Origin of the sequence: Halomonas heilongjiangensis, assembly GCF_002879645.1 — a bacterium.
Classification (GTDB): domain Bacteria; phylum Pseudomonadota; class Gammaproteobacteria; order Pseudomonadales; family Halomonadaceae; genus Halomonas; species Halomonas heilongjiangensis.
The window spans coordinates 27,843-53,000 of sequence record NZ_PNRE01000068.1; the positions used below are offsets into that span (position 1 = coordinate 27,843).

Below are 25,158 nucleotides of genomic sequence, written 5' to 3' on the forward strand. Positions count from 1 at the left end.
TTTTGGCTCTCACGAGGGATGAGTGAGGCCATCTTGATCGGTAACCTTCGCTTACAGAGGGCCGCCTGCGACATTTGCGTGCCGCTTAGCGACACCGTTGAAATCATAAGAAACCAAGCGTATCTTCATTCAACGTAGCGATTTTCCCTTACTAGGCCCCGGCGCTCCGCCATTAAACTCTATCGGGAAGACTTTCCATCATGGGATCCCACTTCGAGAGTTTGTTGAAGAATAAGAACATGGCGTATATCGAGCCCGATCTGCGTGACTCGACGTCGGCCCAGGTCAAGCGCGTCGCCTTCGTGTTGGTGGAACACTTCTCGATGATGGCCTTCACCGGGGCGGTCGATGCCTTGGTCACCGCCAACCTGATGCGCCCCGCCACGCTTTACGAGGTGCTGGTGGTGGGCATCGAGGGCGAGACCGTGCTCAGCGACCTGGGCATCGAGATCCCGGTCGATTGCCAGCTGTCGCAACTCGACGAGCGGCAATTGGATATCCTGATCCTGTGCGGTGGCTATCGCGTGCAACCGCGCACCAACCCAGCCATGCGCGCCAAGCTCAAGGCCGCCAACGGTGCCGGGGTGATGCTCGGCGGCCTATGGAACGGTGCTTACTTCCTTGCCGAGGCCGGCCTGCTGGATGGCTACGAATGCGCCTATCATCCGGATGGCCGGGCGATGATGAGCGAGGACTTTCCGAAGGTCAGCATTTCCAACCACAGCCATGTGCTGGATCGGGATCGCATCAGTTGCGCCGGCGCCAGCAGCTCCCTGGACATGATGCTGGCGGTAGTGAGGGCCGACTGCGGCAAGCCCTTTGCCAACGCCATCGAGGAGGTGCTGAGCTGCGACAAGATGATCGATGTCATCGATGTCTCGGTGGTTAGCGTCGACCGCAACCCTACCCTGCCGCAGCCGCTGAAGACGGCGCTGGAGCTGATGCGTCACAACATCGACGAGCCACTGTCGATCATCGAGGTCGCCCACTGCGCCGGCATCTCCAGGCGCCAGCTCGAGCGGCTGTTCTGCCACCATCTCGACGCCAGCCCATCACGCTACTATCTGGAGCTGCGCCTTACCTACGCCCGCCAGTTGCTACAGCAAACCAACAAGTCGATCGCCGACGTCGCCGTGGCCACCGGCTTCGTCAGCATCTCCCACTTCCGGCGCTGTTTCCATCAGCTGTTCGATATCTCACCCGGGCGCTTCCGCAAGGGGTTTCTGCAACAGATGCCGTGAAGCACTTTCATCCGTGCGTATTGCGTTCCTCCTCGAGCAGCGATTCGGCCCGAACCCCTGTCGCGAATGCATCCCTAATTGTCGCAACTACACACATCTCAATGGTGGGAATGGACGAGTTTTGCATTGACCAACAATAAACGGAGTACCCTCGATGTCCTTTTTTCGTCCCGCCGCCATGTTTCATCACCTGCGTTACAGACTCTTCCGCCCAGGGCTAGGCCTTGCACTATGTATCGGCATCGCAGCCCCAACCCAGGCGGCCACGCGTATGGATTTCTCCAACGAATACAATGCCAACTCCATCCATGCCCAGGGCGATGCCTACTTTATCGAACAGGTCAGGGAGCTCACCGACGGCGAAGTCGATATCACGCTGCACACTGGTGGCGCCCTGGGGTTCAAGTCGGGCGACCACTTCTATGCGGTAGCCGACAATGCCATTCAGATCGCCGACACCCTCTCCGGCACCATGAGCGGCATTGACCCCATTTTCCTGCTGTCTTCGCTGCCGTTCCTGGTTGATAGCGTCGATCAGGCCCACCAGCTGTACGAAATCGCACGTCCCCATTACGACGCAGTCTTCGAAGACAATGACCAGATCCTGCTCTATGCTTCTCCCTGGCCGGCCAGTGGCATCTGGTCACAAGACGCCGTGACCTCCAGCGAGTCACTCGAGCAGCTGAAAATCCGCACCTTCGATCGCAGCGGCACCGAAACCCTGCGCAATGCTGGGGCGTCACCGGTGAGCCTGTCCTGGGCCGATGTAGTGCCGCAACTGGCCACCGGCGGCATCGAGGCGGTGTTGACATCGGCCGAAGCCGGTGCCAACGGCAGCTTCTGGGAACACCAGGATCACTTCAGCGGCATCCAGTACGCCATTCCCCTCAACATGGTGCACATGAACCGCGATGCCTTCGACGCCCTGTCGCCGGCGCAACAAGACGCCATTCGCGAAGCCGCCCTGCGGACCGATGAGCACAACTGGCAGGCCGTTCGCGAGCGTACCCAGACCAACTATGCCACGCTCGAGGAGCACGGCATTACGATTCACGATCCGGTTCCCGCCGACTTCCAGCAAGTGCTGGCCGACGCCGCCGCACCGGTCATCAGCGGCTGGCAGGAAGCCATCGGCGAGCGCGGCAAGACCATCTTCGACTCCTTCCATAACGGCAACACACCGTGATCGGCTGGCTGACCACGCTGTCGCGAGGCTTGAATCGCCTCGCGGCAGGCATCGCCATCGCACTGATCCTGTACATGTTCGTGCATATCATCCTCGAAATCGCCTTGCGTCTGTTCGGATACTCTACCTTCATCCTCGATGAGTACATCGGCTATGCGGTCGCCGCCATGACCTTCCTCGGCCTGCCTTATGTCCTGGAAAGGGGCGGGCTGATCCGGGTCGCCCTGGTCCTCGACCGGCTGCCGTCCCGGTGGCACTGGCCGCTGGAGTTGGTGATCGCCGCCAGCACTCTGGCAGCCTTCGGCTGGTTGTCTTACTTCTGGTGTCTCAACGTGGTGCGCAGCTTTCAGCGCGGCATTACCAGCGACACCCTGGCCGAAACCCCGCTATGGCTACCCGAAGGCGCCGTCCTGATTGGCCTGTGGCTGCTGTGCCTGACACTGGTGGTCCGCAGCCTGAAACTGCTGACCCAGCGCTCACACGCGACCTACCCGATACAAGCTGCTGAGGAATCGTAATGGACATGGTATGGATTGCCGCTGGGGTCGCAGCGCTGCTATTGACGGTACTGGCGATGGGCACCTGGGTCTTCGCCGCCTTGGTGGTCGTGGCGATGAGTTCGCTGTGGTGGCTGGGAGATTTCGACCTCGACCGAATCGGCCTGATCTTTTCGCGAATCCTGTACCGTGCGGGTAACAGCTGGGAACTGTCTGCCATACCGCTGTTTATCCTGATGGGCGAGCTGATCTTCCGCTCCAACGTCTCCGAACGGCTGTTCAAGGGACTGACGCCTCTCACCCGCCCCTTCCCCGGCGGCATCCTGCACACCAATGTCTTCGGCTGCGCGCTATTCGCCGCGGTCAGTGGCTCCAGCGCCGCCACCACGGCCACCATCGGCAAGATCACCACCCGGGAACTGGCCGGCCGTGGCTACGACCGCAACCTGTCGATCGGCTCGCTCGCCGGGGCTGGCAGCCTGGGGTTGTTGATTCCGCCTTCCATCGTGATGATCGTCTACGGCGTGCAGGCCGAGGTCTCGATCAGCAAGCTGTTCATGGCCGGCGTGCTGCCAGGCCTGCTGATCGCCGCGCTGTATAGCGGCTTCATCATCCTGCGCAGCATGACGCAGCCGCGGCTCGCGCCTCGCCAGTCAACAGGCGGTATCGGCCTTTGGCAAGCGCTACCGCTGCTGGCCCCGGTGGCCGTGCTCATCACCATCGTCATGGGGTCGATCTATTCGGGAATCGCCACCCCCTCCGAAGCCGCCGCCGTAGGTGTCGCCGCCACCCTGGGGCTGCTCGCACTGGAGCGCCAGCTCAGCGTCGCGCTACTGATCGACGCTCTCAAGGGCACCCTGATCAGCGCCACCATGGTCTGCAGCCTGCTGGTGACCGCCATGCTGCTGTCCACGGCCATGGGCTACCTGCATCTGCCAAAGGAGCTGGCCGCCTGGATCGCCGCCCAGCAGTTCACACCCCTGGTCCTGCTGTTGGCATTGGCGGTGTTCTATATCGTACTGGGGCTGTTCCTCGACGGCATCTCGATCACCGTCATGAGCCTGCCCATCACCCTGCCCATCGTGGTCCTGGCCGGCTTTGATCCGCTCTGGTTCGGCGTTTTTCTGGTGATCATGGTGGAACTGGGGCAGATCACCCCACCGGTGGGCTTCAACCTCTTCGTGCTGCAGGGCATGACCGGCGAAAGCATCGGCCGTATCGCCTGGGCCGCCTTTCCCTTCTTCCTGTTGATGTGCCTGGCCGCCGCGATGATCAGCCTGTGGCCGAGTATCGTACTGTGGCTACCCCAGCAGCTTGCGGGCTAAGACAAGCCACCTCCATCGGGCAAGCCAAGAGTCTCCCAAACGCATGAACCCGGCAGCAGGAAACTCCAGCCACCGGGTTCTCGCCGTTCCATGGTAGCCCCCGGCTCTCTCGAGCCGGGGGCGTCCCAGTGCACAGATTCGACCTCGCTAGCGCAGGGCGGGCAACAGGAACCGCTCCAGCGCCGCCCGCACCGAGGGCAGCATGATATCGATCTGCCCACCGAGCTCCTGCACCAGCTCCTGCAACCCGGGCACGCCCACCTCGGCATGCTTGAGCAGCGCCATGCGGGCGCAGGTTTCCGGACTGGCCCCCTCGGGGATACGGATGCCGAGCGCCACCAGGCGATCACGGAAATCATCGCCATCGATCAGGTCGACGATCATCATGGGGCTACCCTCCTAGTGCTCAGTCGTGGCCGTCTGCGTGACATGGCGCGGCCTCCTCATTCGCTCTCCACCAGCGCCGGCGTTTTCGCGCGACTCAGGCGGCAGGCGGCGTACTTGAACTCCGGGATCTTGCCGTCGGGATCCAGCGCCGGGTTGGTCAGGATGTTGGCCGCCGCCTCCACGTAGCAGAAGGGCACGAACACCAGACCCTCCGGCATCAGCGGATCGACCCGTGCCTTCAGGGTGATGGCGCCGCGCCGGGTGGTGATGGTGATCGGCTCGCCCGGCGCCATGCGCAGGCGCACCAGCTCCGCCGGCGCCAGGCTCGCCACCGCCTCGGGCTCGAGGTCGTCGAGCACCCGGGCGCGGCGGGTCATGGAGCCGGTGTGCCAGTGCTCCAACTGGCGCCCGGTGGTCAGCACCGTGGGGTAGTCGCCATCGATGGGCTCGTCCGGCGGCAGCGGCCGGGTCGGGGCAAACTTCGCCCGCCCGCTCCCGGTGGGAAAGGCGTCGCTGAACACCACGTCCGCACCAGGCGCGTCGTCGGCCGGACAGGGATAGGTCACCGAACTCTCCCGTTCCAGGCGCTCCCAGCTGATGTGGTCGAGCGACGCCATGCCCTGCTTCATCTCGGCGAACACCTCGCGGGGATGGGCGTAGTGCCAGCCCAGGCCGAAGCGGTTGGCGATCTCCTGGATGATCCACCAGTCGGGCTTCGCCTCACCGGGCAACGGCACGGCGGCACGGCCCAGCTGCACCTGGCGGTTGGTGTTGGTGACGCTGCCATCCTTCTCCGGCCACGCCGAGGCCGGCAGGATCACGTCGGCGAACTGCGCGGTCTCGGTGACGAACAGGTCCTGCACCACCAGGTGCTCGAGCTTGGCCAGGGCCGCCCGGGCATGGTCGAGGTCCGGGTCGGACATCGCCGGATTCTCGCCCTGGATGTACATCCCCTTGATGGTCCCCGCCGCAATGGCATCCATGATCTCCACCACGGTGAGCCCCGGCGTCGCGTCGAGCGGTGTGTTCCACAGCTCCTCGAAGGCGGCACGCACCTGGGCGTCGGTCACCGGCTGGTAGTCGGGCAGCACCATGGGGATCAGGCCGGCGTCCGAGGCCCCCTGGACGTTGTTCTGGCCACGCAGCGGGTGCAGGCCGGTGCCGGGGCGGCCGGTCTGGCCGCAGGCCAGCGCCAGCGAGATCAGGCAGCGCGCGTTGTCGGTGCCGTGCACGTGCTGGGAGATGCCCATGCCCCAGAAGATCATCGCCTTGTCGGCGGTGGCGTAGAGCCGGGCGATCTCGCGAATCAGCGCCGGCGCGACGCCGCAGGCGGGCGACATGGCCTCGGGGGTCAGGTCGCGCACATGGGCCTTGAGCGCCTCGAAGCCCTCGGTGTGGGCGTCGATGTAGTCCTGATCGTAGAGCTCCTCGCTGACGATCACGTTGAGCATGGCGTTGTAGAGCGAGACGTCGCCGCCGGGGGTGAAGCGCACGCTGCGGTGGGCATAGGCGTCCAGCGCCTGGCCGCGGGGATCGAGGATGATCAGCTTGGTGCCGCTTCTCGCCGCCTGCTTGAAGTAGGTGGCCGCCACCGGGTGGTTGATCGCCGGGTTGCAGCCGGTGAGGATCACCACGTCGGACTGCAGTGCCTGCATGAAGGAGGCCGTCACCGCCCCCGAGCCGATGCATTCCATCAGCGCCGCCACCGAGCTGGCGTGACAGAGCCGGGTGCAGTGGTCGACATGGTTGGAGCCGAAGCCGGTGCGCACCAGCTTCTGGAACAGCCAGGCCTCCTCGTTGGAGCACTTGGCGCTGCCGAAGCCGGCCAGTGCATCGGGCCCATGGGCCGCCTTGAGGTCGACGAGCCCCTTGGCGGCGACATCCAGTGCCTCCTCCCAGCTCGCCTCGCGGAAATGGGTCAGCGGCGCGAGCGGGTCGAAGTCGGGGTCGAGCCCCTTGGGCACCCCCGGCCTGCGGATCAGCGGCCTGGTGAGCCGCGAGGGATGGTTGGGGTAGTCGAAGCCGAAGCGCCCCTTGACGCATAACCGGTTCTGGTTCGACGGCCCGTCGCGCCCCTCGACGAACAGGATCTTCTCGTCCTTGATGTGGTAGGTGAGCTGGCAGCCCACCCCGCAGTAGGGACAGACCGAGTCGACGGTGCGGTCGGCCGCCTTGGAGTCGCCGCGACCCGCGGCGTCGATCAGGGTCGCCGGCATCAGCGCCCCGGTGGGACAGGCCTGGACGCACTCGCCGCAGGCCACGCAGGTGCTATCGCCCATGGCATCGTCGAAGTCGAAGACGATCTTCGAGGCCGCCCCGCGATGGGCCAGGCCGATGACGTCGTTGCCCTGCACTTCGCGGCAGGCGCGAACGCAGAGGTTGCACTCGATGCAGGCATCGAGATTGACGTTCATCGCCGAATGGCTGATGTCATGGCCGTGGGCATGGGGGAGAGAGGCCGCCCGCTCGGCGACATGATGCACCGTGGGTGCCTCTCGCTCGGCCCGCGCCGGCAGCCGCTCGCGCACCGCGGTGGCGTCGATGGCCAGTTGATCGGCCATGGCCCAGAAGTGGCTCGAGCGGTCGGGGCCAGCGTCGCGCTCGGGCTGGTCGGCGATCAGCAGCTCCATCACGCCTTCGCGGGACACCCGCGCCCGCTCCGAGGTGGCGCTCCTGACCACCATGCCGGGGGTCGCCTCGCGCAGGCAGCTCGCCGCCAGCACGCGCTCGCCCTCGATCTCCACCATGCAGGCGCGGCAGTTGCCGTCGGCGCGGTAGCCGGGGGCATCCTTGAAGCAGAGATGGGGAATGGTCTCGCCGGCGCGCTTGGCCACCTGCCACAGGGTCTCGCCGGGGTGAGCGCTCACCTCGGCGCCATCCAGGGTCAGGGTAAAGGTCTCTTGTGCCATCGTCAGTCTCCCTACCCTTTCACGATCACGTTCTGGCCGGAGAGTTCACCGCGGAAGTCCCGCAGCAGCCCCAGCACCGGATTGGGCGCCGCCTGGCCCAGGCCGCAGATGGAGGCATCCATCATCACCTGCGACAAGCGCTCGAGCTCGTCGACCCGCCACTCGTCGCGCTCGAGCAGGGTCAGCATCTTCTCGGTACCGACCCGGCACGGCGTGCACTGGCCGCACGATTCGTCGGCGAAAAAGGCCAGCAGGTTGGTGGCCACCGCCCTGAGGTCGTCCCGGTCGGACAAGACGATGACGGCCGCCGAGCCGATGAAGCAGCCCGCCTCCTGCAGGGTGTCGAAGTCCAGCGGGATATCGGCCTTGCTCGCCGGGAGTATCCCCCCGGAGGCGCCGCCGGGCAGGTAACCGGCGAGTCGATGCCCCTCGGCCATGCCACCGCAGTACTCCTCGATCAGCTCGTTGAGGGTGATACCGGCGGGCGCCAGGTGCACGCCCGGACGCCTGACCCGGCCGGAGACCGAGAAGCTCCTGAGCCCCTTGCGGCCATGACGGCCGTGGCCGGCGAACCAGTCGGCGCCTTTTTCCCAGATCAGCGGGATCCAGTAGACGGTCTCGACGTTGTTGACCAGGGTCGGGCGGTCGAAGAGCCCTTTCTGGGCGACGAAAGGCGGACGGTGGCGCGGCTTGCCGGGCTTGCCCTCCAGCGACTCGATCATCGCCGACTCCTCGCCGCAGATGTAGGCACCGGCGCCGCGGCGCAGCACGATGTAGCCCGGCGGCACCAGGCCGGCGGCCTCGAGCTCGTCGATCGCCTCGTGAAGCACCCGGTGCAGACCGGGGTACTCGTCGCGCAGGTAGATGTAGAGCGCCTCGGCCTCCACCGCCCAGGCGCTGACCAGCGCCCCCTCGAGGAAGCGGTGCGGCGAGCGCTCCAGGTAGTAGCGGTCCTTGAAGGTGCCGGGCTCGCCCTCGTCGGCGTTGATCGCGCAATAACGCGGGCCCGGCTCCTGGCGTACGAAGTGCCACTTCTTGAAGGTGGGGAAACCGGCGCCGCCGAGGCCACGCAGGTTGGCGGTCTCGAGGGACTGCATCAGTGCCTCCACCGTCACCTTGCCGGCGCGGCAGTCGGCGAGCAGCCGGTAGCCCCCCGCTTCGCGGTAGTCGCCGAGGCGTTGCCAGAGGATCGCCTCGGGGTGGAAGTGACCGGTATCGACCACCGATTCGACGCCCTCGCGGGTGGCGAACAGCACGTGGTGGTGCCCCACCTCGACCACCGGTGCCGTCTCGCAGCGCCCCATGCAGGGGGCGCGCACCACCCGCACCCGGGCCGGGTCGACGCCCGCCTTGAGCTCGGCCTCGAGGGTGGCGGCACCGGCGAGCTGGCAGGAGAGCGAGTCGCAGACGCGGATCGTCGTCTCCGGCGGCGGCGTCTGGTCGTCGTGGACCACGTCGAAGTGAGCATAGAAGGTGGCGGTCTCGTAGACCGCGGCCATCGGCAGGTTCATGTAAGCGGCCAGCGCCCGCAGGTTCACCAGCGACAGGTGACCATGGGCATCCTGGATGGCGTGCAGGTGTTCGATCAGCAGGTCGCGGCGGCGCAGGTCGGCATCCTTGCGTTCGTCACCGAGCAGTTGGCGCAGGGACGCCAGGGCGACGGGGGGCAGATCACGGCCACGGGGCCTGCCGCGGAAACGGCGCTTGGGGGTGACGGTCTCGACGGTCATGAGGGGCTCGTTGTTCTCGGTTGGCGCTTACCTGTCTTGCATGTTCGCACCGGCTTCGGGCAGGGGCAATGCCCGGCCGGCCCGGAAGGCAGCCCCCGGACATGCAGAGGTCGTTTCGGGAATGGCCCCGGCATCCTGCCGGGGCCGCTCACCTACGGTCGGACAGGTCAGGCAGCGACGCTGCCGTGGGGGTCGATAACGAATTTCTTGGCGGCGCCGCCGTCGAAGTCGGCGTAGCCCTGGGGCGCCTGATCCAGGGTGATCATCTGGACGTTGACCGCATCGGCGATCTTGACCTTGCCGAACAGGATCGCCTGCATCAGCGGGCGGTGGTACTTCATCACCGGGCACTGGCCGGTGTGGAAGCTGTGGGACTTGGCCCAGCCGAGGCCGAAGCGCATGCTCAGCGCGCCCTGCTTGGCGGCGTCGTCGGCCGCACCCGGGTCTTCGGTCACGTAGAGGCCGGGGATGCCGATCTGGCCACCGGCGCGGGTCAGTGACATGGCCGAGTTGAGCACGGTGGCGGGCGCCTCCTTGCCGTGGTTGCAGCCGCAGGCGTGGGCCTCGAAGCCGACGCAGTCGACGAAGGCGTCGACCTCACGCTCGCCGAGGATGACCTCGAGCTTGTCGGCGATATCGCCGTCCTGGGTCAGGTCGATGGTCTCGCAACCGAAGCTGCGGGCCTGGGCCAGGCGATCCTCGATCATGTCGCCGACGATCACGCAGGCCGCCCCCAGCAGCTGGGCGGAGACCGCCGCGGCCAGGCCCACCGGGCCGGCACCGGCGATATAGACGGTGCTGCCCGGGCCGACCCCGGCGGTGACACAGCCGTGGAAGCCGGTGGGGAAGATATCGGAGAGCAGGGTCAGGTCCTTGATCTTCTCCATCGCCTGGTCGGCGTCCGGGAACTTCAGCAGGTTGAAGTCGGCATAGGGCACCATGACGTACTCAGTCTGACCACCGACCCAGCCACCCATGTCCACATAGCCGTAGGCGGCGCCGGGACGCGCCGGATTGACGTTGAGGCAGATGCCGGTCTTGCCTTCCTTGCAGTTGCGGCAGCGCCCGCAGGCGATGTTGAACGGCACCGAGACCAGGTCGCCCGGCTGGATGAATTCGACGTCGCGGCCGCACTCGACCACCAGGCCGGTGATCTCGTGACCCAGCACCAGGCCGGACGGTGCGGTGGTGCGGCCGCGCACCATATGCTGGTCGCTGCCACAGATGTTGGTGGTGACGACCTTCAGGATCACGCCGTGGTCGCACTTGCGATTGCCGATGGCAAGTTCCGGATAGGGGATGGATTCGACGGCGACGCTACCAGGACCCTTGTAGACGACTCCGCGGTTGGCTGCACTCATGGCTGGCTTCCTCTGTCTTGTTGTCGGGAGCGGCGCAAACGCCACTCAGGGATTTTACCGGCTCTACTCACCGGGATTGTTCCCCGATGAGTCATCCCCATGCGCGATCGCGACATCCTCTTCAGCATGATTAATCGCGTGTGCGGGTGGATAGCCGGAGGTCGTTTTCACGACACACCCCTTCCCCGGCAGGCCCAACAATGCGCAGGCCCGGGGATGCCGGAACATCCCCGGGACCAACAACAACACTCGAGGACCCCCTATGACGAGCGATGACGACCCGATCCTGTCCCCCGGACAGGACAATACCCAGATCATGGGGCTGGATTTCCACCACCCCGTCTTTCCTCTCTCGGCGCTGGCCATCCTGGCCTTCATTCTCTATGCGCTGATCTATCCCGATGCCGCCAATACCCAGCTGACCACGGCCCGTGGCTGGTCCATCGAGCACTTCGACTGGCTGTTCATGATCGCCGGCAACCTCTTCGTGCTGCTGTGCATCGCACTGATCGTGATGCCGGTGGGCCGGATTCGCCTCGGCGGCGACGGGGCCCGGCCGGAGTACTCGACCACCTCCTGGTTCGCCATGCTGTTCGCGGCGGGCATGGGCATCGGCCTGATGTTCTGGAGCGTGGCCGAGCCGGTGGCCTACTACACCGACTGGTACGGTACCCCGCTCAATGCCGAGGCACACACCCCGGCCGGGGCCAGTGCGGCCATGGGCGCCACCATGTTCCACTGGGGCCTGCACCCCTGGGCGATCTACGGCGTGGTCGGCCTGTCGCTGGCCTTCTTCGCCTACAACCGCGGCCTGCCGCTGACCCTGCGTTCGGCCTTCACGCCGATCCTCGGCGAGCGGGTGCGGGGCTGGTTCGGCCATATCATCGACATCGTCGCGGTGCTGGCGACCATCTTCGGTCTCGCCACCTCGCTGGGCTTCGGCGCCTCCCAGGCCGCGGGCGGGCTCAACTACCTGTTCGATGTCCCCAACACCATCGGCACCCAGATCGCCATCATCGTCGGCGTCACCGTGGTCGCGCTGTTCTCGGTGTGGCGGGGTATCGACGGTGGGGTGAAGCTGTTCTCCAACATCAACATGGTGATCGCCCTCGCCCTGCTCGTCTTCGTGGTCATCACCGGTTCCACCCTGCTGTTCCTCAACGGGCTGTGGAACACCACCCTGGCCTATGTCAGCCATATCGTGCCGCTCTCCAACTGGGTCGGTCGCGACGACTCCACCTGGTACCACGGCTGGACGGTGTTCTACTGGGCCTGGTGGATCTCCTGGTCGCCCTTCGTCGGCATGTTCATCGCCCGGGTCTCGCGGGGGCGCACGGTGCGCGAGTTCCTGACCGCCGTGCTGGTGGTACCGACCCTGGTCACCATCGTCTGGATGAGCGCCTTCGGCGGTACCGCCCTGTCCCAGTCCGCCGCCGGCGTCGGCGAGCTGGCCAACGGCATCAGCGACGTCTCCCTGGCGATGTTCCAGATGCTCGAGCACCTGCCGCTGACCACCCTGACCTCCAGCCTGGCGATCCTGCTGGTGCTGATCTTCTTCATCACCTCCTCGGACTCCGGCTCGTTGGTGATCGACAACATCACCGCCGGCGGCAAGACCGATGCGCCCCGCGGCCAGCGTGTCTTCTGGGCCACCCTGGAGGGAGTGATCGCCGGCATCCTGCTCTACGGCGGCGGCAGCACCGCGCTGGGCGCTCTGCAGGCAGGGGCCGTGGCCACTGGCCTGCCCTTCACCCTGATCCTGCTGGTGATGGCCTTCAGCCTGGTCAAGGGCCTGATGGAGGAGCAGCGCGGCACGGTGATGGCCAGGGTAAACGACTGAGTTCGAACGTCCTCCTGGCACCGACGACTCAGCCTGACGTGAAGCGGCCCCGGCATTGCCGGGGCCGCTGCGTGTCGGCCCCACCCGACGGGAGCCCCCATCGTGAAGCTCTCTGGGACTCGACCTCGAGGAGACAAGCGGGCATCGTAGTGCTCTCCCTTCTGGCTAGTCGTCGAACGCCCATTCGCCCGTCGAAGACGCCACGGAGAGACGACCCGATCGAGAGTTCATGGCCATCGAGGCCGAGGAGATACCACCGATGTCGAACCGCTCCACCCGATTCCTGTGCCTGGCCGGCCTGTTGTCGCTGCTGGCCCTGGCGCCCCATGCCTTCGCCCAGCAAACCCCGCCGGGGGGCGCCGACGCCGATGTCACCACCGAGCAGTTCCGTGACTGGGAGGTGGTCTGCCCGAGCGAAGGCGGCGGCAACTGCACGATGTACCAGGTGGTCAACCACCCGGAGGGCGACCAGCCCCTGATGCAGGTGGTCGTGACATATCCACCGCAGCTCGATGGCCCGGCGATGACCTTCCTGCTACCGCTGGGCGTGCATCTCGCCTCGGGCCTGCAACTGAGCGTGGACGGCGTCGAGCCGGCCCAGTTCCCCTACCAGGCCTGCCTGCAGCAGGGCTGCCGTGCCGACCTCCCCGTCGAGCCGGCCCTGCTGCAGGCATTGCGCAGCGGCAGCACGGCCACGCTGAGCCTGATCGACCCCCGGGGCGACCGCATGGACCTGGACATCTCCCTGATGGGCTTCACCGACGCCCAGGGCCGTATCGCTCGCTGAAGGCGGTGCCCATCATGCGACAGCCCCGGCACGGTGGCCGGGGCTGTCGTCGTTTGGCATGCCGAGTCGCGACTAGCGCAACACCCCCTCCTCCTCGAGCAGCTTGAGGATCGCCTCGGCGCCCTGCTCCGGTGTCACATCGGTGAGCACCTGGCCGCTGCCGCCCTCCGCCTTGGCGGCGGCGGCCTTGAAGCGCTCCCGGGCCGAGGCGGCCTTGACGATCTTCAGGCGCTTGGGCCGCTTGCGGGCCGGAGCCAGCTGCCACTGGGCCAGTTCCTGGTCGGGTTCAGCGGCCACCGAAGTGGCCTCGAGCTCGGCCCGACGGGCCGGGCCGAAGGCGCTCTGACGCGCCGCCGGCGCCGCCCCATCCACGCTGAGGATGGCCGGCAGGCGCACCTTGAGGCGCCGCCGCTGGCCTCTCGGCAGGGCCTGCAGCACCGTCGCCACGCCGTTCTCGACCTTCTCCACCGCGGCCAGCCCGTTGACCAGCGGCCAGCCCAGGCGCTCGGCCAGGGCATAGGGCAGCAGCCCCGAGCCCTCGCCGCGCTCCGCCCGGGCCCCGGTGATCACCAGCTGTGGCGGTGCCGCGGCCAGGTGCTCGGCCAGGGCCGGGATGGCATCGCTGCCCTCGGCCTGCTCCAGCAGGGTCAGACTCTCCAGCCCCATGCCCAGGTAGCCGCGCAGCGCCGCTTCGCTCTCCTCGCCGCGCGGGCCGGCATGCAGCAGGCTCACCCGGCTGCCGGACAGCTGACGTTCCAGGCCCAGGGCCAGTTCCAGCCCCCGGGCATCCTGATCGGCCCGACGGGCACGCCCGGTGATAGGGTGGCGGCCCACCGAGACCAGTACCGCCACCTCGACTCCCTGCTGCTCAGGCCGCATCGCGCTGCCCTCCTCGCTGCTGTTCCACCTTGGCCACCAGGGCGGCGAGGATCTCGGCGCTATCACCGATCACCGCCAGGTCGGCGCGCTTGATCATGTCGCACCCGGGGTCGAGGTTGATGGTCACCACCTTGTCGCAGCTCTGAATGCCCTGCAGGTGCTGGATGGCCCCCGAGATACCCACCGCCAGATAGACCCGAGCGGTGACCCAGGTGCCGGTGGCCCCCACCTGACGGTCCCGTGCCATGAAGCCGTCGTCCACGGCGACCCGGGAGGCCCCTTCGGTGGCCCCCAGCACCTTGGCGGCGTGGTGGAAGCCGTCCCAATCCTTGACGCCGTTGCCGCCGGAGACGATGAACTCCGCCTCGGCCAGGGCCACCCCGGCGGGATCCACCGCCACCTGGCCCAGGTCCTCGATCCGCGACAGGGCGCTGGGAATCGCCTCCGCCAGGCTCAGGGGCTCGGCGGCGTGACGGGTCTCGTCCACCGGCTCGGCGCATTCGGCCAAGGCCAGGGCGACCCGCGGCAGGGGCCGCTGGATATCCAGGCTCTCCGCCGCGCCGCGGGCGGTACAGCGCCAGCCCAGCGGCGCCTCGCCATCGGCCTCGATCTGCCAGACGCCGGTGGCGGGCCGCTCGCCCAGGCGCAGCGCCAGGCGCCGCCCCAGGTCGGCCCCACCCAGGGGCGAGTCGGGCAACAGCCAGTGACGCGGCGCCAGCTCCCGCTCCACGGCGGAGAGCGCCGCCAGGCGCGCCTCGGGGGCGAAGCCGACGTAGGCGTCGTCGTCGAGGTGCAGCAGCCGGTCGATGCCCGCCTCGCCGAAGGCGTCCTCCTTGTGCTCGCCGAACACCACGGCCAGCACGGCACCGGGGTGCTCCGGGTCGGCATCGGCCAGGCGCCGGGCCAGGCCCAGCAGGTCCTTGTCATGACCGGAGAGGCGCCCGCCGGAGAGTTCCGGCACCACCGCCACCAGGAAGGCCGGGGTCTCGATGATGACGTTGCGACGGCTATCCTGGGCGGCACGGGTGCCGGCGGCCGCGGCCTGACCGCCCTGCTGGGCACCGCTGCGGTCGATACGCTTGACGCCATTGGGGCCGATAAAGCCGATGGCGTGGGGATTCTTGCGAATCACCCCGTTGGGCCCCAGCCACTCGCTGGCGGCCCCGCCACCCTGCTCGGCGAGCACGCTGAGGTGCTCGGGATGCAGGCGGTTACGGGCGATCCACTCGCGACGTGGATCGCGGCGACGAATCTCGCTCATCAGATCACCTCCTCGGCCTGGGGCCGGTGGGTCGCACCGGCGGCGGGACGCGCCACCAGGGCGTCGGCCACCAGCTCGGCGATATCACGCACCTCGGCGCTGGCATCCACCACGCCCTCCAGCATGGCGGTGCACTGGGGACAGCCCACCGCCACCAGCTCGGCCCCGGTCTCGCGCACGTCGTTCATGCGCATATCGGGAATCCGCCGCTCGCCGGGAATATCGGTGATGGGGGCGCCACCACCGCCGCCGCAGCAACGCGAGCGGAAGCCGGAGCGTTCCATCTCCTTGACCTCGATGCCCAGCGCCTTGAGCACGTTGCGCGGCGCCTCATACTCGCCGTTGTAGCGGCCCAGGTAGCAGGGGTCGTGATAGGTGACGCTGCCGCCCTTCCAGGGCGCGAAGGCCAGCCGGCCGGCGTCGTACAGCTCGGCGATAAAGGTGCTGTGGTGACGCACCTCGTACTGGCCGCCCAGCTCGCCGTACTCGTTGCCCAGCACATGGAAGCTGTGCGGGTCGCAGGTGACGATGCGCTGGAAGCGGTACCTGGCCAGGGTGGCGATGTTGCGCTTGGCCAGGGACTGGAAGGTCGCCTCGTCGCCCAGGCGACGTGCCACGTCGCCGCTGTCGCGCTCCTCGGTGCCCAGCACCGCGAACTCCACCTCGGCGGCTCGCAGTACCTTCACCAAGGACCTGAGCGTCCGTTGATTACGCATATCGAAGGCGCCATCGCCCAGCCACAGCAGCACCTCGGCCTGCTTGACGTCGGCCATCAACGGCAGGTTGAGGTCCGCCGCCCAGTGCAGCCGTGAGCCGGGATCGAAGCCGCCGGGGTTGTCGGTGGCGATCAGGTTGTCGAGCACCTCGGCGCCCTTGTTGGGGGTGTTGCCGTGCTCCAGGGTCAGGTGGCGGCGCATATCGACGATGGCATCGACGTGCTCGATCATCATCGGGCACTCCTCCACGCAGGCGCGGCAGGTGGTGCAGGACCACAGGGTCTCGGCGTCCACCAGCGCCTTGCCCTCACGCGCCACGATGGGGCCCTGAGGACTCCCGTGATGCTCGCCGACGGGTTTCCCGGGATAGGGACTGCCGGCATAGGCCGCATCGCTGCCGCCCGCCAGGCCCACCACCATGTCCTGGATCAGCTTCTTGGGATTGAGCGGCTGACCGGCGGCGAATGCCGGGCAGACCGCCTCGCAGCGCCCGCACTGCACGCAGGCATCGAAGCCCAGCAGTTGGTTCCAGGTGAAGTCGCTGGGCGTCTCGACCCCCAGCTTGGCGTCGGGATCGTCCAGGTTCAGCGCCTTGAGGCCGGTGGAGCGGCCACCACCGAAGCGCTCGGCGCGGCGGTGGAAGGCCAGGTGCAGGGCGCCGGCGAAGGCGTGCTTCATGGGCCCGCCCCAGGTCATGCCGAAGACCATCTCGCCCAGCCCCCAGACCACCACCGCGGCCAGTACCAACGCCAGGATCCAGCTACCGAAGTCCTCGGGTAGCACACCCACCGTCGGCAAGGTGATCAGAAAGACACCCAGTGAGAAGGCCATCAGGCTCTTGGGCAGGCGCATCCAGGGGCCCCTGGACAGGCGCGCCGGTGGATTGCGGCGCCGCTTGGCCACGAACAGGCTGCCCACGAACATGGTCGCGCTGGCCGCCAGCAGCAGCCAACCCAGGATGCCCTGAGCCAGCCCGAAGCCATGCACCAGGATCATCAGCACGGCGGCGGCCACGAAGCCACCGGCGGTGGCCACGTGGGTATTGGACATCACCTTGTCGCGCCCCACCACATGGTGCAGATCCACCAGGTAGCGACGCGGCATGGCCGCCAGCCCCTTGAGCAGCGGCACGGCAGAGGGCCGCCCCTGGCGCCACAGGCGGACACGCCGCCAGGCGCCGATCACCGCCAGGCCCAAGGCGGCGAAGATCAGGATCGGCAAGAGCGTCTCGAGCATGGTACTCACCTCATGTCTGGAACAACTAGCTTGAGCGACGGGGCTGCTCCGGCGACAGACCTCTGCGAGGGCGCTGTGCACCCCTCCCTGGGCGCTACATTTGCCATCCATGGCAAATGCCCCTCGCTACGGCCTGCCCCCGGCGCCCGCATCTCCGGCTTCGCGCTCGAGTTAAAAGTCCTTGCAGATCCGCAGGGCGTCGTAGATGGCCGCGTGGGTATTACGCGGCGCCGTGCAGTCGCCCAGGCGGAACAGCAGGAAGCCGTCCCCCGCCTCGCTCAGGCAGGGCTGGGGCTGGATGGCGTAGAGCGCCTCCAGGTCCACCTGCCCCTTGTTGCGGGACTGCTCCTTGAGGGCGTAGTAGAGGGCCTCGTCGGGACGCACGCCGTTCTCCACCACCACCTGGTCGACCACGCGCTCCTCCAGGGCGCCGGTGTACTCGTTCTCGAGCACCGCCACCAGGCCGTCACCCTCCCGGTAGACCTTGTGCAGCAACAGGTCGGAGGTCATGATCACCTCCTTCTCGTAGAGGCTGCGGTAGTAGGTCGGGAAGGTGGTGCCGCCCACCGCCGCGCCCGGCTTGATGTCGTCGGTGACGATCTCGACCTTGGCGCCCTTGTCGGCCAGGTAGTCCGCCGCCGAGAGCCCGGAGAACTCGCAGATGGTGTCGTAGATCAGCACGTTCTTGCCCGGGGCCACCTTGCCGGACAGCACGTCCCAGGTGCTGACCACCAGGCTCTCCTCGGGATTCTCCGAGTAGCCCCACTGCGGATCCTGCTCCAGGAAGGGATGACCGCCGGTGGCCAGCACCACGATATCCGGGCGCAGGTCGAGCAGCGTCGCCTCGTCGGCGCGGGTACCCAAGCGCAGGTCGACGTTGAGGCGCGCCAGCTCCAGCTGATACCAGCGGGTGATGCCGGCGATCTGGTCGCGCTGCGGGGCCTGGGCGGCGATGGTGATCTGCCCGCCGAGGGCCTCGGCGGCCTCGAACAGGGTCACCTCATGGCCGCGCTCGGCGGCGACGCGGGCCGCCTCCATGCCGCCGGGGCCACCGCCCACCACCACCACCTTGCGCTTGGGCCCTTCGCTCTTCTCGATGATATGCGGCAGGCCCATGTACTCGCGGGAGGTGGCGGCGTTCTGGATGCACAGCACGTCCAGGCCCTGGTACTGGCGGTCGATGCAGTAGTTGGCCCCCACGCACTGCTTGATCTGGTCGATCTGCCCCATCTTGATCTTGGCGATCAGGTGGGGGTCGGCGATATGCGCCCGGGTCATGCCCACCAGGTCCACATAGCCGCCCTCGAGGATGCGCTGGGCCTGGTTGGGGTCCTTGATGTTCTGGGCGTGGATCACCGGCACGCTGACCACTTCCTTGATGCCCGCCGCCAGGTGCAGGAAGGGCTCCGGCGGGTAGGACATGTTGGGAATCACGTTGGCCAGGGTGTTGTGGGTGTCGCAGCCGGAGCCGATCACGCCGAAGAAGTCCACCTGGCCGGTGGCATCGTAGTAGGCGGCGATCTGCTTCATGTCCTCGTGGGAGAGGCCGTCCGGGTGGAACTCGTCACCGCAGATGCGCATGCCCACCACGAAGTCGTCGCCGACCTCGGCGCGCACCGCCTTGAGCACTTCCATGCCGAAGCGCATGCGGTTCTCGAAGCTGCCGCCCCACTGGTCCTCACGCTTGTTGACCCGCGGGCTCCAGAACTGGTCGATCAGGTGCTGGTGCACGGCGGAGAGCTCGACGCCGTCGAGGCCCCCTTCCTTGGCCCGGCGCGCGGCCTGGGCGAAGTCGCCGATGATGCGCCAGATCTCCTCCTCCTCGATGGTCTTGCAGGTGGAGCGGTGCACCGGCTCGCGGATACCGGAGGGCGACAGCAGGGTCGACCAGTCGTAGCCATCCCAGCGCGAGCGGCGTCCCATATGGGTGATCTGGATCATGATCTTGCCGCCGTGCTTGTGCACGGCATCGGCCAGGTTCTGGAAGTGCGGGATGATCCGGTCGGTGGAGAGGTTCACCGAGCTCCACCAGCCCTGGGGGCTGTCGATGGAGACCACCGAGGAGCCGCCGCAGATGCACAGGCCGCAGCCGCCCTTGGCCTTCTCCTCGTAATACTTGACGTAGCGGTCGGTGGTCATGCCGCCGTCGGTGGCGTACACCTCGGCGTGGGCGGTGCTGACGACCCGGTTACGGATGGTGAGCTTGCCGATCTCGATCGGCTGGAAGATCGCGTCGAATGCCATGGTTCTCTCTCCTCGTTCCCGGGACTTAGCGGGCGGCGCCGGTCAGCGGCTGGGTCTCGAAATAACCCACTTCGCAGCCCTCTTCGGCGGCGCTCTGGGTCTGCTCGGCGACGGTGCGCAGGTCGCTGCCGCGGGCAGCGAGGATCTGGTCCATGGCCCCGGCGAACCAGCCGGTGAACATGTACTCGATCTTGCGGCCGACCTTGCCCAGCTGATAGACGAAGGCGCTGTGCTCCAGGCGCACCCGGCAGGTGCCGGCGTCGAGGTCGATGGCCTCGGTGATGAAGTGGCCCCAGCCACGCTGGGAGAGGCGCTTCATGTAATGCTCGAAGACGTCCACGCCCTCGAGGCCATGGCACTCGGCCTCCTTCTCGCACCAGTGCCAGGCGCTCTTGTAGCCGGCGTGGTAGAGGATCTCGGCATACTTCTCGGCGCCCAGCGCCTCCTCCACGGCCACATGGTTGTTGATAAAGAAGTGCCGCGGCACATAGAGCATGGGCAGGGCATCGGTGGTCCAGACGCCGGTCTCGCTATCCACTTCGATGGGCAGTTCGGGGGCCATCTTGGTCACGGTGGTAATCCTCTAAACTCGTTGTTCTTGGCAGTCGGTCGACAGGGGCTTCCGGCGGCAGGCCTGCCCATGGCGCCTCCTCGGGCGTTGCAGAGTGAGAAAGGTGTTATCAGTCGCCCCAGACGTCTTTCAGCACGCGCACCCAGTTCTCGCCCATGATCTTCCTCACCTGGAGCTCGCTGAAGCCACGGCGCAGCAGCGCCTCGGTGAGGTTGGGGAACTCGCCGATGGTGCGGATGCCCTCGGGGTTGATGATCTTGCCGAAGCGGGTCAGGCGGCGGGCATAACCCTTGTCGTGGGTGAGCCACTCGAAGAAGTTCTGGTCGTGGCCCTGGGTGAAGTCGGTGCCGATGCCGATGGCGTCCTCGCCGACGATGTTCATCACGTACTCGATCGCCTCGACGTAGTCGTCGACGGTGGCGTCGACGCCGGCGCGCAGGAAGGGGGTGAACATGGTCACGCCGACGAAGCCGCCGCGGTCGGCGATGAACTTGAGCTCGGCGTCGGACTTGTTGCGCGGGTGCTCCTTGAGCCCGGAGGGCAGGCAGTGAGAGTAGCAGACCGGCTTGGTGGAGGCCTCGATCACCTCGGTGGAGGTCTTCTCGCCGACATGGGAGAGGTCGCACATGATGCCGACGCGGTTCATCTCGGCAACCACTTCGCGCCCGAAGCCGGAGAGGCCACCGTCGCGCTCGTAGCAGCCGGTGCCCACCAGGTTCTGGGTGTTGTAGCACATCTGCACGATGCCCACGCCGAGCTGCTTGAAGACCTCGACGTAGCCGATCTGGTCCTCGAAGGCATGGGCGTTCTGGAAACCGTAGAGGATGCCGGTCTTGCCCTCCTCCTTGGCCCGGGTGATGTCGGCGGTGGTGCGCACCGGAAGCACCAGGTCGCTGCACTCGGCCATCAGGGCGTTGGACTTGACGATGTTGTCCACGGTGGCCTGAAACCCTTCCCACACCGAGACGGTGCAGTTGGCAGCGGTGAGGCCGCCGCGCCGCATGTCCTCGAACAGCTCGCGGTTCCACTTGGCGATGATCAGGCCATCGATGACGATGGCGTCGTCGTGCAGCTCTCTGGGGGTCATGTCGGGGGCTCCGGGGTTGTGAACGACTTGCCGGCAGCATAGCCCCGGCTCACCCCGGCCCGGCGCTTGGAAGCGACGGGGAGAATTCCAAAAACGTCATCGCTATCGCGATCGCGACGGGATCAGAGCTGATCCAGGTAGGCGATACCCCCCAGGCTGTTCATCTGCTGGCGAATCCAGGCGCTGCGCCGCTCCACGTGGGGACCGGGGCGGGCGGCGTCCCAGCCTCGCGGATTGGGCAGGATGGCGGCCAGGCGGCTGGCCTGGTGGACAGTGAGCTGGTCCGCCGAGACGCCGAAATAGTGCTGGGCGGCGGCCTCCAGACCGAAGACGCCGTGGTCCCACTCGACGATATTGAGATAGACCTCGAGGATGCGCTCCTTGGGCCACAGCGTCTCGATCAGCAGGGTGAACCAGGCCTCCAGGCCCTTGCGCAACCAGCTGCGTCCGGTCCACAGGAAGAGATTCTTGGCGGTCTGCTGGCTGATGGTGCTGGCGCCGCGCAGACGGTTGCCGTTGCGGCTGGCTTCCCAGGCGCGACGCATCTCGTCGACGTCGAAGCCACGGTGCATCGGGAAGCGCTGATCCTCGGCGGCGATCACCGCCAACTTGGCATGGTCGGAGAGCGCCTCCCGGGCGCGCCACTGGTGCTCGATGCGGATCGGCTCACGAGCCACCCAGGACTGCACCTTGCGCTCGACCATCACCATGGAGCCGAACACCGGCAGCACCCGGAACAGCAGCACCAGCAGCAGCGAGAGCCCGACGAAGCCCAGCAGCATCAACGCCAGCAGGCGTCCTGCCCGGCGCCACGGCACGGTCATCGCGTCGGGGCCTCACAGGGGGAAGGACCGGATAGCCGCGGGATGACGGCAAACCGCATCATGCCCTCCTCATGGCTTCAACCGCACGCTGGCATAGGTGGGCTCACCCCGCGCGTGGTCGAGGGCGACCCCGGCACTGGAGACCGGCTCCAGCGGCACGGCCTCGAAGGCCGCGTCCTGCAACAGGGGCGCCGCCCCCTTCTCCATGGCCACCGGCGAGAGATTGAGCGTGCCGCTGCCGAGCCGCTCGTCGCGGGGCGGCATGCCGAAGAACTCCCGGTAGCACTTGGAGAAGTGCGGTGTCGAGACGAAACCGCAGGCCGAGGCCACCTCGATGATCGACATCGGCGTCTGCTTGAGCAGCTGGCGGGCCCGGGTCAGGCGCAGCTTGAGGTAGTAGCGCGACGGCGAGCAGTGCAGGTACTTCTGGAACAACCGCTCCAGCTGGCGACGGGAGACGTCGACGTAATCGGCCAGCTCGTCGAGGCCGATCGGCTCTTCCAGGTTGGCCTCCATCAGCGCCACGATCTCCAGCAGCTTGGGCTGGGTCGTGCCGAGCACGTGCTTGAGCGGCACCCGCTGGTGGTCGTGCTCGTTGCGCACCCGGTCGCAGATGAACATCTCCGAGATCCCGGCGGCGAGTTCCCGGCCGTGGTCGCGACCGATCAGGGTAAGCATCATGTCGAGCGGCGCCGTGCCCCCCGAGGCCGAGGCCCGGTCGCGATCGATGGAGAACAGCCGGGTGGTCAGCACCACCCGTGGGAAGGCCTCCTGCATGGCGGCCAGACACTCCCAGTGGATGCTGGTCTCGTAGCCGTCCAGCAACCCGGCCTTGGCCAGGGCCCAGCTGCCGGTGCAGATGGCACCGAGCCGCCGGGAAAGCCGCGCCTGGGCCTGCAGCCAGGCCACGTGCTCGCGCTGCACGCTGCGGCACGGGCCGACACCACCGCAGACGACGACCATGTCCAGCGTCAACGGTACCGTGACCGCCACGTCCGGGGTGACCTGCAGGCCGTCGCTGGCCCTGACCGGCTCGCCGTCGACGCTCAGGGTGTACCAGCGGTAGAGCTCACGGCCGGCCAACTGGTTGGCCATGCGCAACGGCTCGATGGCGGAAGCGAGAGAAATGAGCGTGAAGTTGTCCAGCAGGAGAAAACCGAGGGTCTGCGTCCTGTCATGGTCAGCAGGGGCTCGAGGATCGTGTTTCATCGTCATCCCTCCATACCCCGACCCCCCGTGGGGGCCGGTGTCACGGAAGTCAAGGTTGTCATTGTCTGCAGAAGGCCATGGCCATGCCGGTGATCCCGGCCCCACTGGCTGCCACCCTGCAATACTGCAGATAGTTGCATGCCGTTGGGGGGAAGACAATCGTTCGATACCCCGTCACCGAGGCAGTATCCTCGCCGGCGCCGGCTCCATCGCGATGCCGGCGCGGAATACCCGAACCCGCTCCCCCCCCTCAGCCCTTGTTCAGGTGCTCGGCATGATAGCGCAGGTGGTCCTCGATGAAGGAGGCGATGAAGAAGTAGCTGTGGTCATAGCCGGGTTGTCGCCGCAGCGTCAGCGGATGCTCATGCTCGGCACACACCGCCTCCAGGCGCTCGGGCCTGAGCTGCTCCTCGAGGAAGTCGTCCGCCTCGCCCTGATCGACGAACAGCGGCTGGCTCGAGGCCCCCCGTGCCACCAGCTCACAGGCGTCGTACTGGGTCCAGCTGCCGGCGTCGTCGCCCAGGTAACCGGAGAAGGCCTTCTGGCCCCAGGGGCACTGGGTCGGATTGACGATCGGTGAGAAGGCCGACACCGAGCGGTAGTGACCGGGCCGGCGCAGGGCCATGATCAGGGCGCCATGGCCACCCATGGAATGGCCGCTGATCGATTCGCGGCCGTTGACCGGGAAGTGCTGCCGTACCACCGACGGCAGCTCCTCGGTCACGTAGTCATACATGCGGTAGTGCTGCTTCCAGGGCTCCCGGATGGCGTTGACGTAGAAGCCGGCGCCGGAGCCGAAGTCATAGCTGTCGTGCTCGCCGGGCAGGTCGGTGCCCCGCGGGCTGGTGTCCGGGCAGACGATGGCGATGCCCAGTTCCGCGGCGAGGCGATGGGCACCGGCCTTCTGCATGAAGTTCTCGTCGGTGCAGGTCAACCCGGAGAGCCACCACAGCAGCGGGACGCGCTGGGTCTCCGCCTGGGGCGGCAGGAAGATGGCGAACACCATCTCGCAGTCCAGCGCCCGGGAGCGGTGGCGGTAGCGCTTGTGCCAGCCGTCGAAGCTCTTGTTGGCCGACACCAGCTCGAGGCTTTCCATCATGGTCATGGCGATCGTCCCCTCAGTAATGGAGCACGCTGCGGATGCTCTTGCCGGCGTGCAGCAGCTCGAAGGCCTCGTTGATCTGCTCGAACGGCAGGTCGTGGGTGATGAAGTCGTCGATGTTGATCTCGCCGTTCATGTAGCGCTCCACATAGCCCGGCAGCTCGGTGCGCCCCTTGACCCCGCCGAACGCCGAGCCCTTCCACACCCGCCCGGTGACCAGTTGGAACGGCCGCGTGGAGATCTCCTCGCCGGCCCCGGCCACGCCGATGATCACCGACTCGCCCCAGCCCTTGTGGCAGCACTCCAGCGCCGAGCGCATCACGTTGACGTTGCCGATGCACTCGAAGGAGTAGTCGACGCCGCCGTCGGTCTTCTCGACGATCACCTGCTGGATCGGGTCGGCGTGGTCCTTGGGGTTGACGAACTCGGTGGCGCCGAACTGCTTGGCCAGCGTGAACTTGTCCGGGTTGACGTCGATGGCGATGATGCGGCTGGCCTTGGCCATCACCGCGCCCTGGATCACCGCCAGGCCGATGGCGCCCAGGCCGAACACGGCGACGGTCGAGCCCGGCTCGACCTTGGCGGTGTTCATCACCGCGCCGATGCCGGTGGTCACCCCGCAGCCGAGCAGGCAGATCTTGTCCAGCGGCGCCTCCTTGGAGACCTTGGCCAGCGACACCTCGGGCAGCACGGTGTACTCGCTGAACGTCGAGCAGCCCATGTAGTGGTGCAGCATCTGGCCGTCGAGCGAGAAGCGCGAGGTGCC

20 protein-coding genes are annotated in these 25,158 nt (G+C 67.1%); 6 read left to right on the forward strand and 14 right to left on the reverse strand.

Annotation, left to right across the window (positions count from 1 at the left end; all coding sequences use genetic code 11):
- The first annotated feature begins 239 nt into the window (after window positions 1-239).
- The 4 genes from C1H66_RS15485 (at window position 240) to C1H66_RS15500 (ending at window position 4,249) form a co-directional block, all read left to right on the forward strand.
- The gene (locus tag C1H66_RS15485) at window positions 240-1,241 is read left to right on the forward strand and encodes a GlxA family transcriptional regulator (protein ID WP_240618355.1); all 1,002 of its coding nucleotides are present in this window, start codon (window positions 240-242) and stop codon (window positions 1,239-1,241) included.
- A gap of 271 nt (window positions 1,242-1,512) precedes the next feature.
- Window positions 1,513-2,427: a TRAP transporter substrate-binding protein gene (locus C1H66_RS15490; protein WP_240618356.1), complete on the forward strand. Its 915-nt coding sequence runs from the start codon at window positions 1,513-1,515 to the stop codon at window positions 2,425-2,427.
- Window positions 2,424-2,945, forward strand: coding sequence for a TRAP transporter small permease (locus C1H66_RS15495; RefSeq protein WP_240618358.1), 522 nt, complete (start codon window positions 2,424-2,426; stop codon window positions 2,943-2,945). The genes C1H66_RS15490 and C1H66_RS15495 overlap by 4 nt, the downstream gene beginning before the upstream one ends.
- Complete coding sequence (locus C1H66_RS15500) at window positions 2,945-4,249, forward strand: TRAP transporter large permease (protein WP_102628786.1); 1,305 nt, start codon at window positions 2,945-2,947, stop codon at window positions 4,247-4,249. The genes C1H66_RS15495 and C1H66_RS15500 overlap by 1 nt, the downstream gene beginning before the upstream one ends.
- Window positions 4,250-4,396: 147 nt before the next feature.
- On the opposite strand, the gene C1H66_RS15505 is transcribed toward C1H66_RS15500, so the two are convergent.
- From C1H66_RS15505 to fdhA, 4 genes are all read right to left on the reverse strand, one after another.
- A complete protein-coding gene (locus C1H66_RS15505) occupies window positions 4,397-4,636 on the reverse strand; it encodes a hypothetical protein (RefSeq protein WP_102628787.1) in 240 nt (79 codons plus the stop codon).
- 56 nt (window positions 4,637-4,692) lie between these two features.
- Window positions 4,693-7,545: a formate dehydrogenase subunit alpha gene (gene fdhF, locus C1H66_RS15510; RefSeq protein WP_102628788.1), complete on the reverse strand. Its 2,853-nt coding sequence runs from the start codon at window positions 7,543-7,545 to the stop codon at window positions 4,693-4,695.
- 11 nt (window positions 7,546-7,556) lie between these two features.
- Window positions 7,557-9,275 (reverse strand): NADH-ubiquinone oxidoreductase-F iron-sulfur binding region domain-containing protein, encoded by a 1,719-nt coding sequence (locus tag C1H66_RS15515; protein WP_102628789.1) that lies wholly within the window; start codon window positions 9,273-9,275, stop codon window positions 7,557-7,559.
- 167 nt (window positions 9,276-9,442) lie between these two features.
- Window positions 9,443-10,636, reverse strand: a complete 1,194-nt coding sequence (fdhA, locus tag C1H66_RS15520) for a formaldehyde dehydrogenase, glutathione-independent (protein WP_102628790.1) — start codon at window positions 10,634-10,636, stop codon at window positions 9,443-9,445.
- Window positions 10,637-10,898: 262 nt separating this feature from the next.
- On the opposite strand from fdhA, the gene C1H66_RS15525 reads away from it, so the two are divergent.
- Window positions 10,899-12,476, forward strand: a complete 1,578-nt coding sequence (locus C1H66_RS15525; RefSeq protein WP_102628791.1) for a BCCT family transporter — start codon at window positions 10,899-10,901, stop codon at window positions 12,474-12,476.
- Window positions 12,477-12,735: 259 nt separating this feature from the next.
- Entirely contained in the window at window positions 12,736-13,263 is a 528-nt protein-coding gene (locus C1H66_RS15530) for an invasion associated locus B family protein (RefSeq protein ID WP_102628803.1), read from the forward strand.
- A 72-nt stretch (window positions 13,264-13,335) separates the two neighbouring features.
- Here the strand turns inward: C1H66_RS15530 and etfB are convergent, their stop codons facing one another.
- The 10 genes from etfB to C1H66_RS15580 form a co-directional block, all read right to left on the reverse strand.
- On the reverse strand, window positions 13,336-14,142 hold the full coding sequence (gene etfB / locus C1H66_RS15535) for an electron transfer flavoprotein subunit beta (RefSeq protein ID WP_102628792.1): 807 nt from the start codon (window positions 14,140-14,142) through the stop codon (window positions 13,336-13,338).
- Window positions 14,132-15,403, reverse strand: a complete 1,272-nt coding sequence (gene etfA / locus C1H66_RS15540) for an electron transfer flavoprotein subunit alpha (protein WP_102628793.1) — start codon at window positions 15,401-15,403, stop codon at window positions 14,132-14,134. The genes etfB and etfA overlap by 11 nt, the downstream gene beginning before the upstream one ends.
- Window positions 15,403-17,355, reverse strand: coding sequence for a (Fe-S)-binding protein (locus tag C1H66_RS15545; RefSeq protein ID WP_102628794.1), 1,953 nt, complete (start codon window positions 17,353-17,355; stop codon window positions 15,403-15,405). Before C1H66_RS15545 ends, etfA begins: the two co-directional genes overlap by 1 nt.
- 171 nt (window positions 17,356-17,526) lie before the next feature.
- A complete protein-coding gene (gene dgcA, locus C1H66_RS15550) occupies window positions 17,527-19,599 on the reverse strand; it encodes a dimethylglycine demethylation protein DgcA (protein ID WP_102628795.1) in 2,073 nt (690 codons plus the stop codon).
- A 25-nt stretch (window positions 19,600-19,624) separates the two neighbouring features.
- Window positions 19,625-20,170: a DUF5943 domain-containing protein gene (locus C1H66_RS15555; RefSeq protein ID WP_102628796.1), complete on the reverse strand. Its 546-nt coding sequence runs from the start codon at window positions 20,168-20,170 to the stop codon at window positions 19,625-19,627.
- Window positions 20,171-20,279: 109 nt separating this feature from the next.
- A complete protein-coding gene (locus C1H66_RS15560) occupies window positions 20,280-21,257 on the reverse strand; it encodes a dipeptidase (protein WP_102628797.1) in 978 nt (325 codons plus the stop codon).
- 122 nt (window positions 21,258-21,379) lie between these two features.
- Complete coding sequence (gene mtgA, locus C1H66_RS15565; RefSeq protein ID WP_102628798.1) at window positions 21,380-22,081, reverse strand: monofunctional biosynthetic peptidoglycan transglycosylase; 702 nt, start codon at window positions 22,079-22,081, stop codon at window positions 21,380-21,382.
- A gap of 69 nt (window positions 22,082-22,150) precedes the next feature.
- Entirely contained in the window at window positions 22,151-23,290 is a 1,140-nt protein-coding gene (gbdR, locus tag C1H66_RS15570) for a choline metabolism transcriptional regulator GbdR (RefSeq protein WP_102628799.1), read from the reverse strand.
- Window positions 23,291-23,540: 250 nt separating this feature from the next.
- The gene (fghA, locus tag C1H66_RS15575) at window positions 23,541-24,395 is read right to left on the reverse strand and encodes an S-formylglutathione hydrolase (protein WP_102628800.1); all 855 of its coding nucleotides are present in this window, start codon (window positions 24,393-24,395) and stop codon (window positions 23,541-23,543) included.
- Window positions 24,396-24,408: 13 nt separating this feature from the next.
- Window positions 24,409-25,158, reverse strand: a 750-nt coding sequence (locus tag C1H66_RS15580; protein WP_102627800.1) for a zinc-binding dehydrogenase, incomplete at its 5' end; no start/stop codon positions are given.

Excerpts from the sequence above, each read along its gene's own strand:
- C1H66_RS15485 (WP_240618355.1), top strand. The coding sequence starts at position 240 with ATGGCGTATATCGAGCCCGATCTGCGTGACTCGACGTCGGCCCAGGTC.
- C1H66_RS15490 (WP_240618356.1), top strand. The coding sequence starts at position 1,513 with ATGGATTTCTCCAACGAATACAATGCCAACTCCATCCATGCCCAGGGC.
- C1H66_RS15500 (WP_102628786.1), top strand. The coding sequence starts at position 2,945 with ATGGACATGGTATGGATTGCCGCTGGGGTCGCAGCGCTGCTATTGACG.
- C1H66_RS15505 (WP_102628787.1), bottom strand. The coding sequence starts at position 4,636 with ATGATGATCGTCGACCTGATCGATGGCGATGATTTCCGTGATCGCCTG.
- fdhF (WP_102628788.1), bottom strand. The coding sequence starts at position 7,545 with ATGGCACAAGAGACCTTTACCCTGACCCTGGATGGCGCCGAGGTGAGC.
- C1H66_RS15515 (WP_102628789.1), bottom strand. The coding sequence starts at position 9,275 with ATGACCGTCGAGACCGTCACCCCCAAGCGCCGTTTCCGCGGCAGGCCC.
- fdhA (WP_102628790.1), bottom strand. The coding sequence starts at position 10,636 with ATGAGTGCAGCCAACCGCGGAGTCGTCTACAAGGGTCCTGGTAGCGTC.
- C1H66_RS15525 (WP_102628791.1), top strand. The coding sequence starts at position 10,899 with ATGACGAGCGATGACGACCCGATCCTGTCCCCCGGACAGGACAATACC.
- C1H66_RS15530 (WP_102628803.1), top strand. The coding sequence starts at position 12,736 with ATGTCGAACCGCTCCACCCGATTCCTGTGCCTGGCCGGCCTGTTGTCG.
- etfB (WP_102628792.1), bottom strand. The coding sequence starts at position 14,142 with ATGCGGCCTGAGCAGCAGGGAGTCGAGGTGGCGGTACTGGTCTCGGTG.
- etfA (WP_102628793.1), bottom strand. The coding sequence starts at position 15,403 with ATGAGCGAGATTCGTCGCCGCGATCCACGTCGCGAGTGGATCGCCCGT.
- C1H66_RS15545 (WP_102628794.1), bottom strand. The coding sequence starts at position 17,355 with ATGCTCGAGACGCTCTTGCCGATCCTGATCTTCGCCGCCTTGGGCCTG.
- dgcA (WP_102628795.1), bottom strand. The coding sequence starts at position 19,599 with ATGGCATTCGACGCGATCTTCCAGCCGATCGAGATCGGCAAGCTCACC.
- C1H66_RS15560 (WP_102628797.1), bottom strand. The coding sequence starts at position 21,257 with ATGACCCCCAGAGAGCTGCACGACGACGCCATCGTCATCGATGGCCTG.
- mtgA (WP_102628798.1), bottom strand. The coding sequence starts at position 22,081 with ATGACCGTGCCGTGGCGCCGGGCAGGACGCCTGCTGGCGTTGATGCTG.
- gbdR (WP_102628799.1), bottom strand. The coding sequence starts at position 23,290 with ATGAAACACGATCCTCGAGCCCCTGCTGACCATGACAGGACGCAGACC.
- fghA (WP_102628800.1), bottom strand. The coding sequence starts at position 24,395 with ATGACCATGATGGAAAGCCTCGAGCTGGTGTCGGCCAACAAGAGCTTC.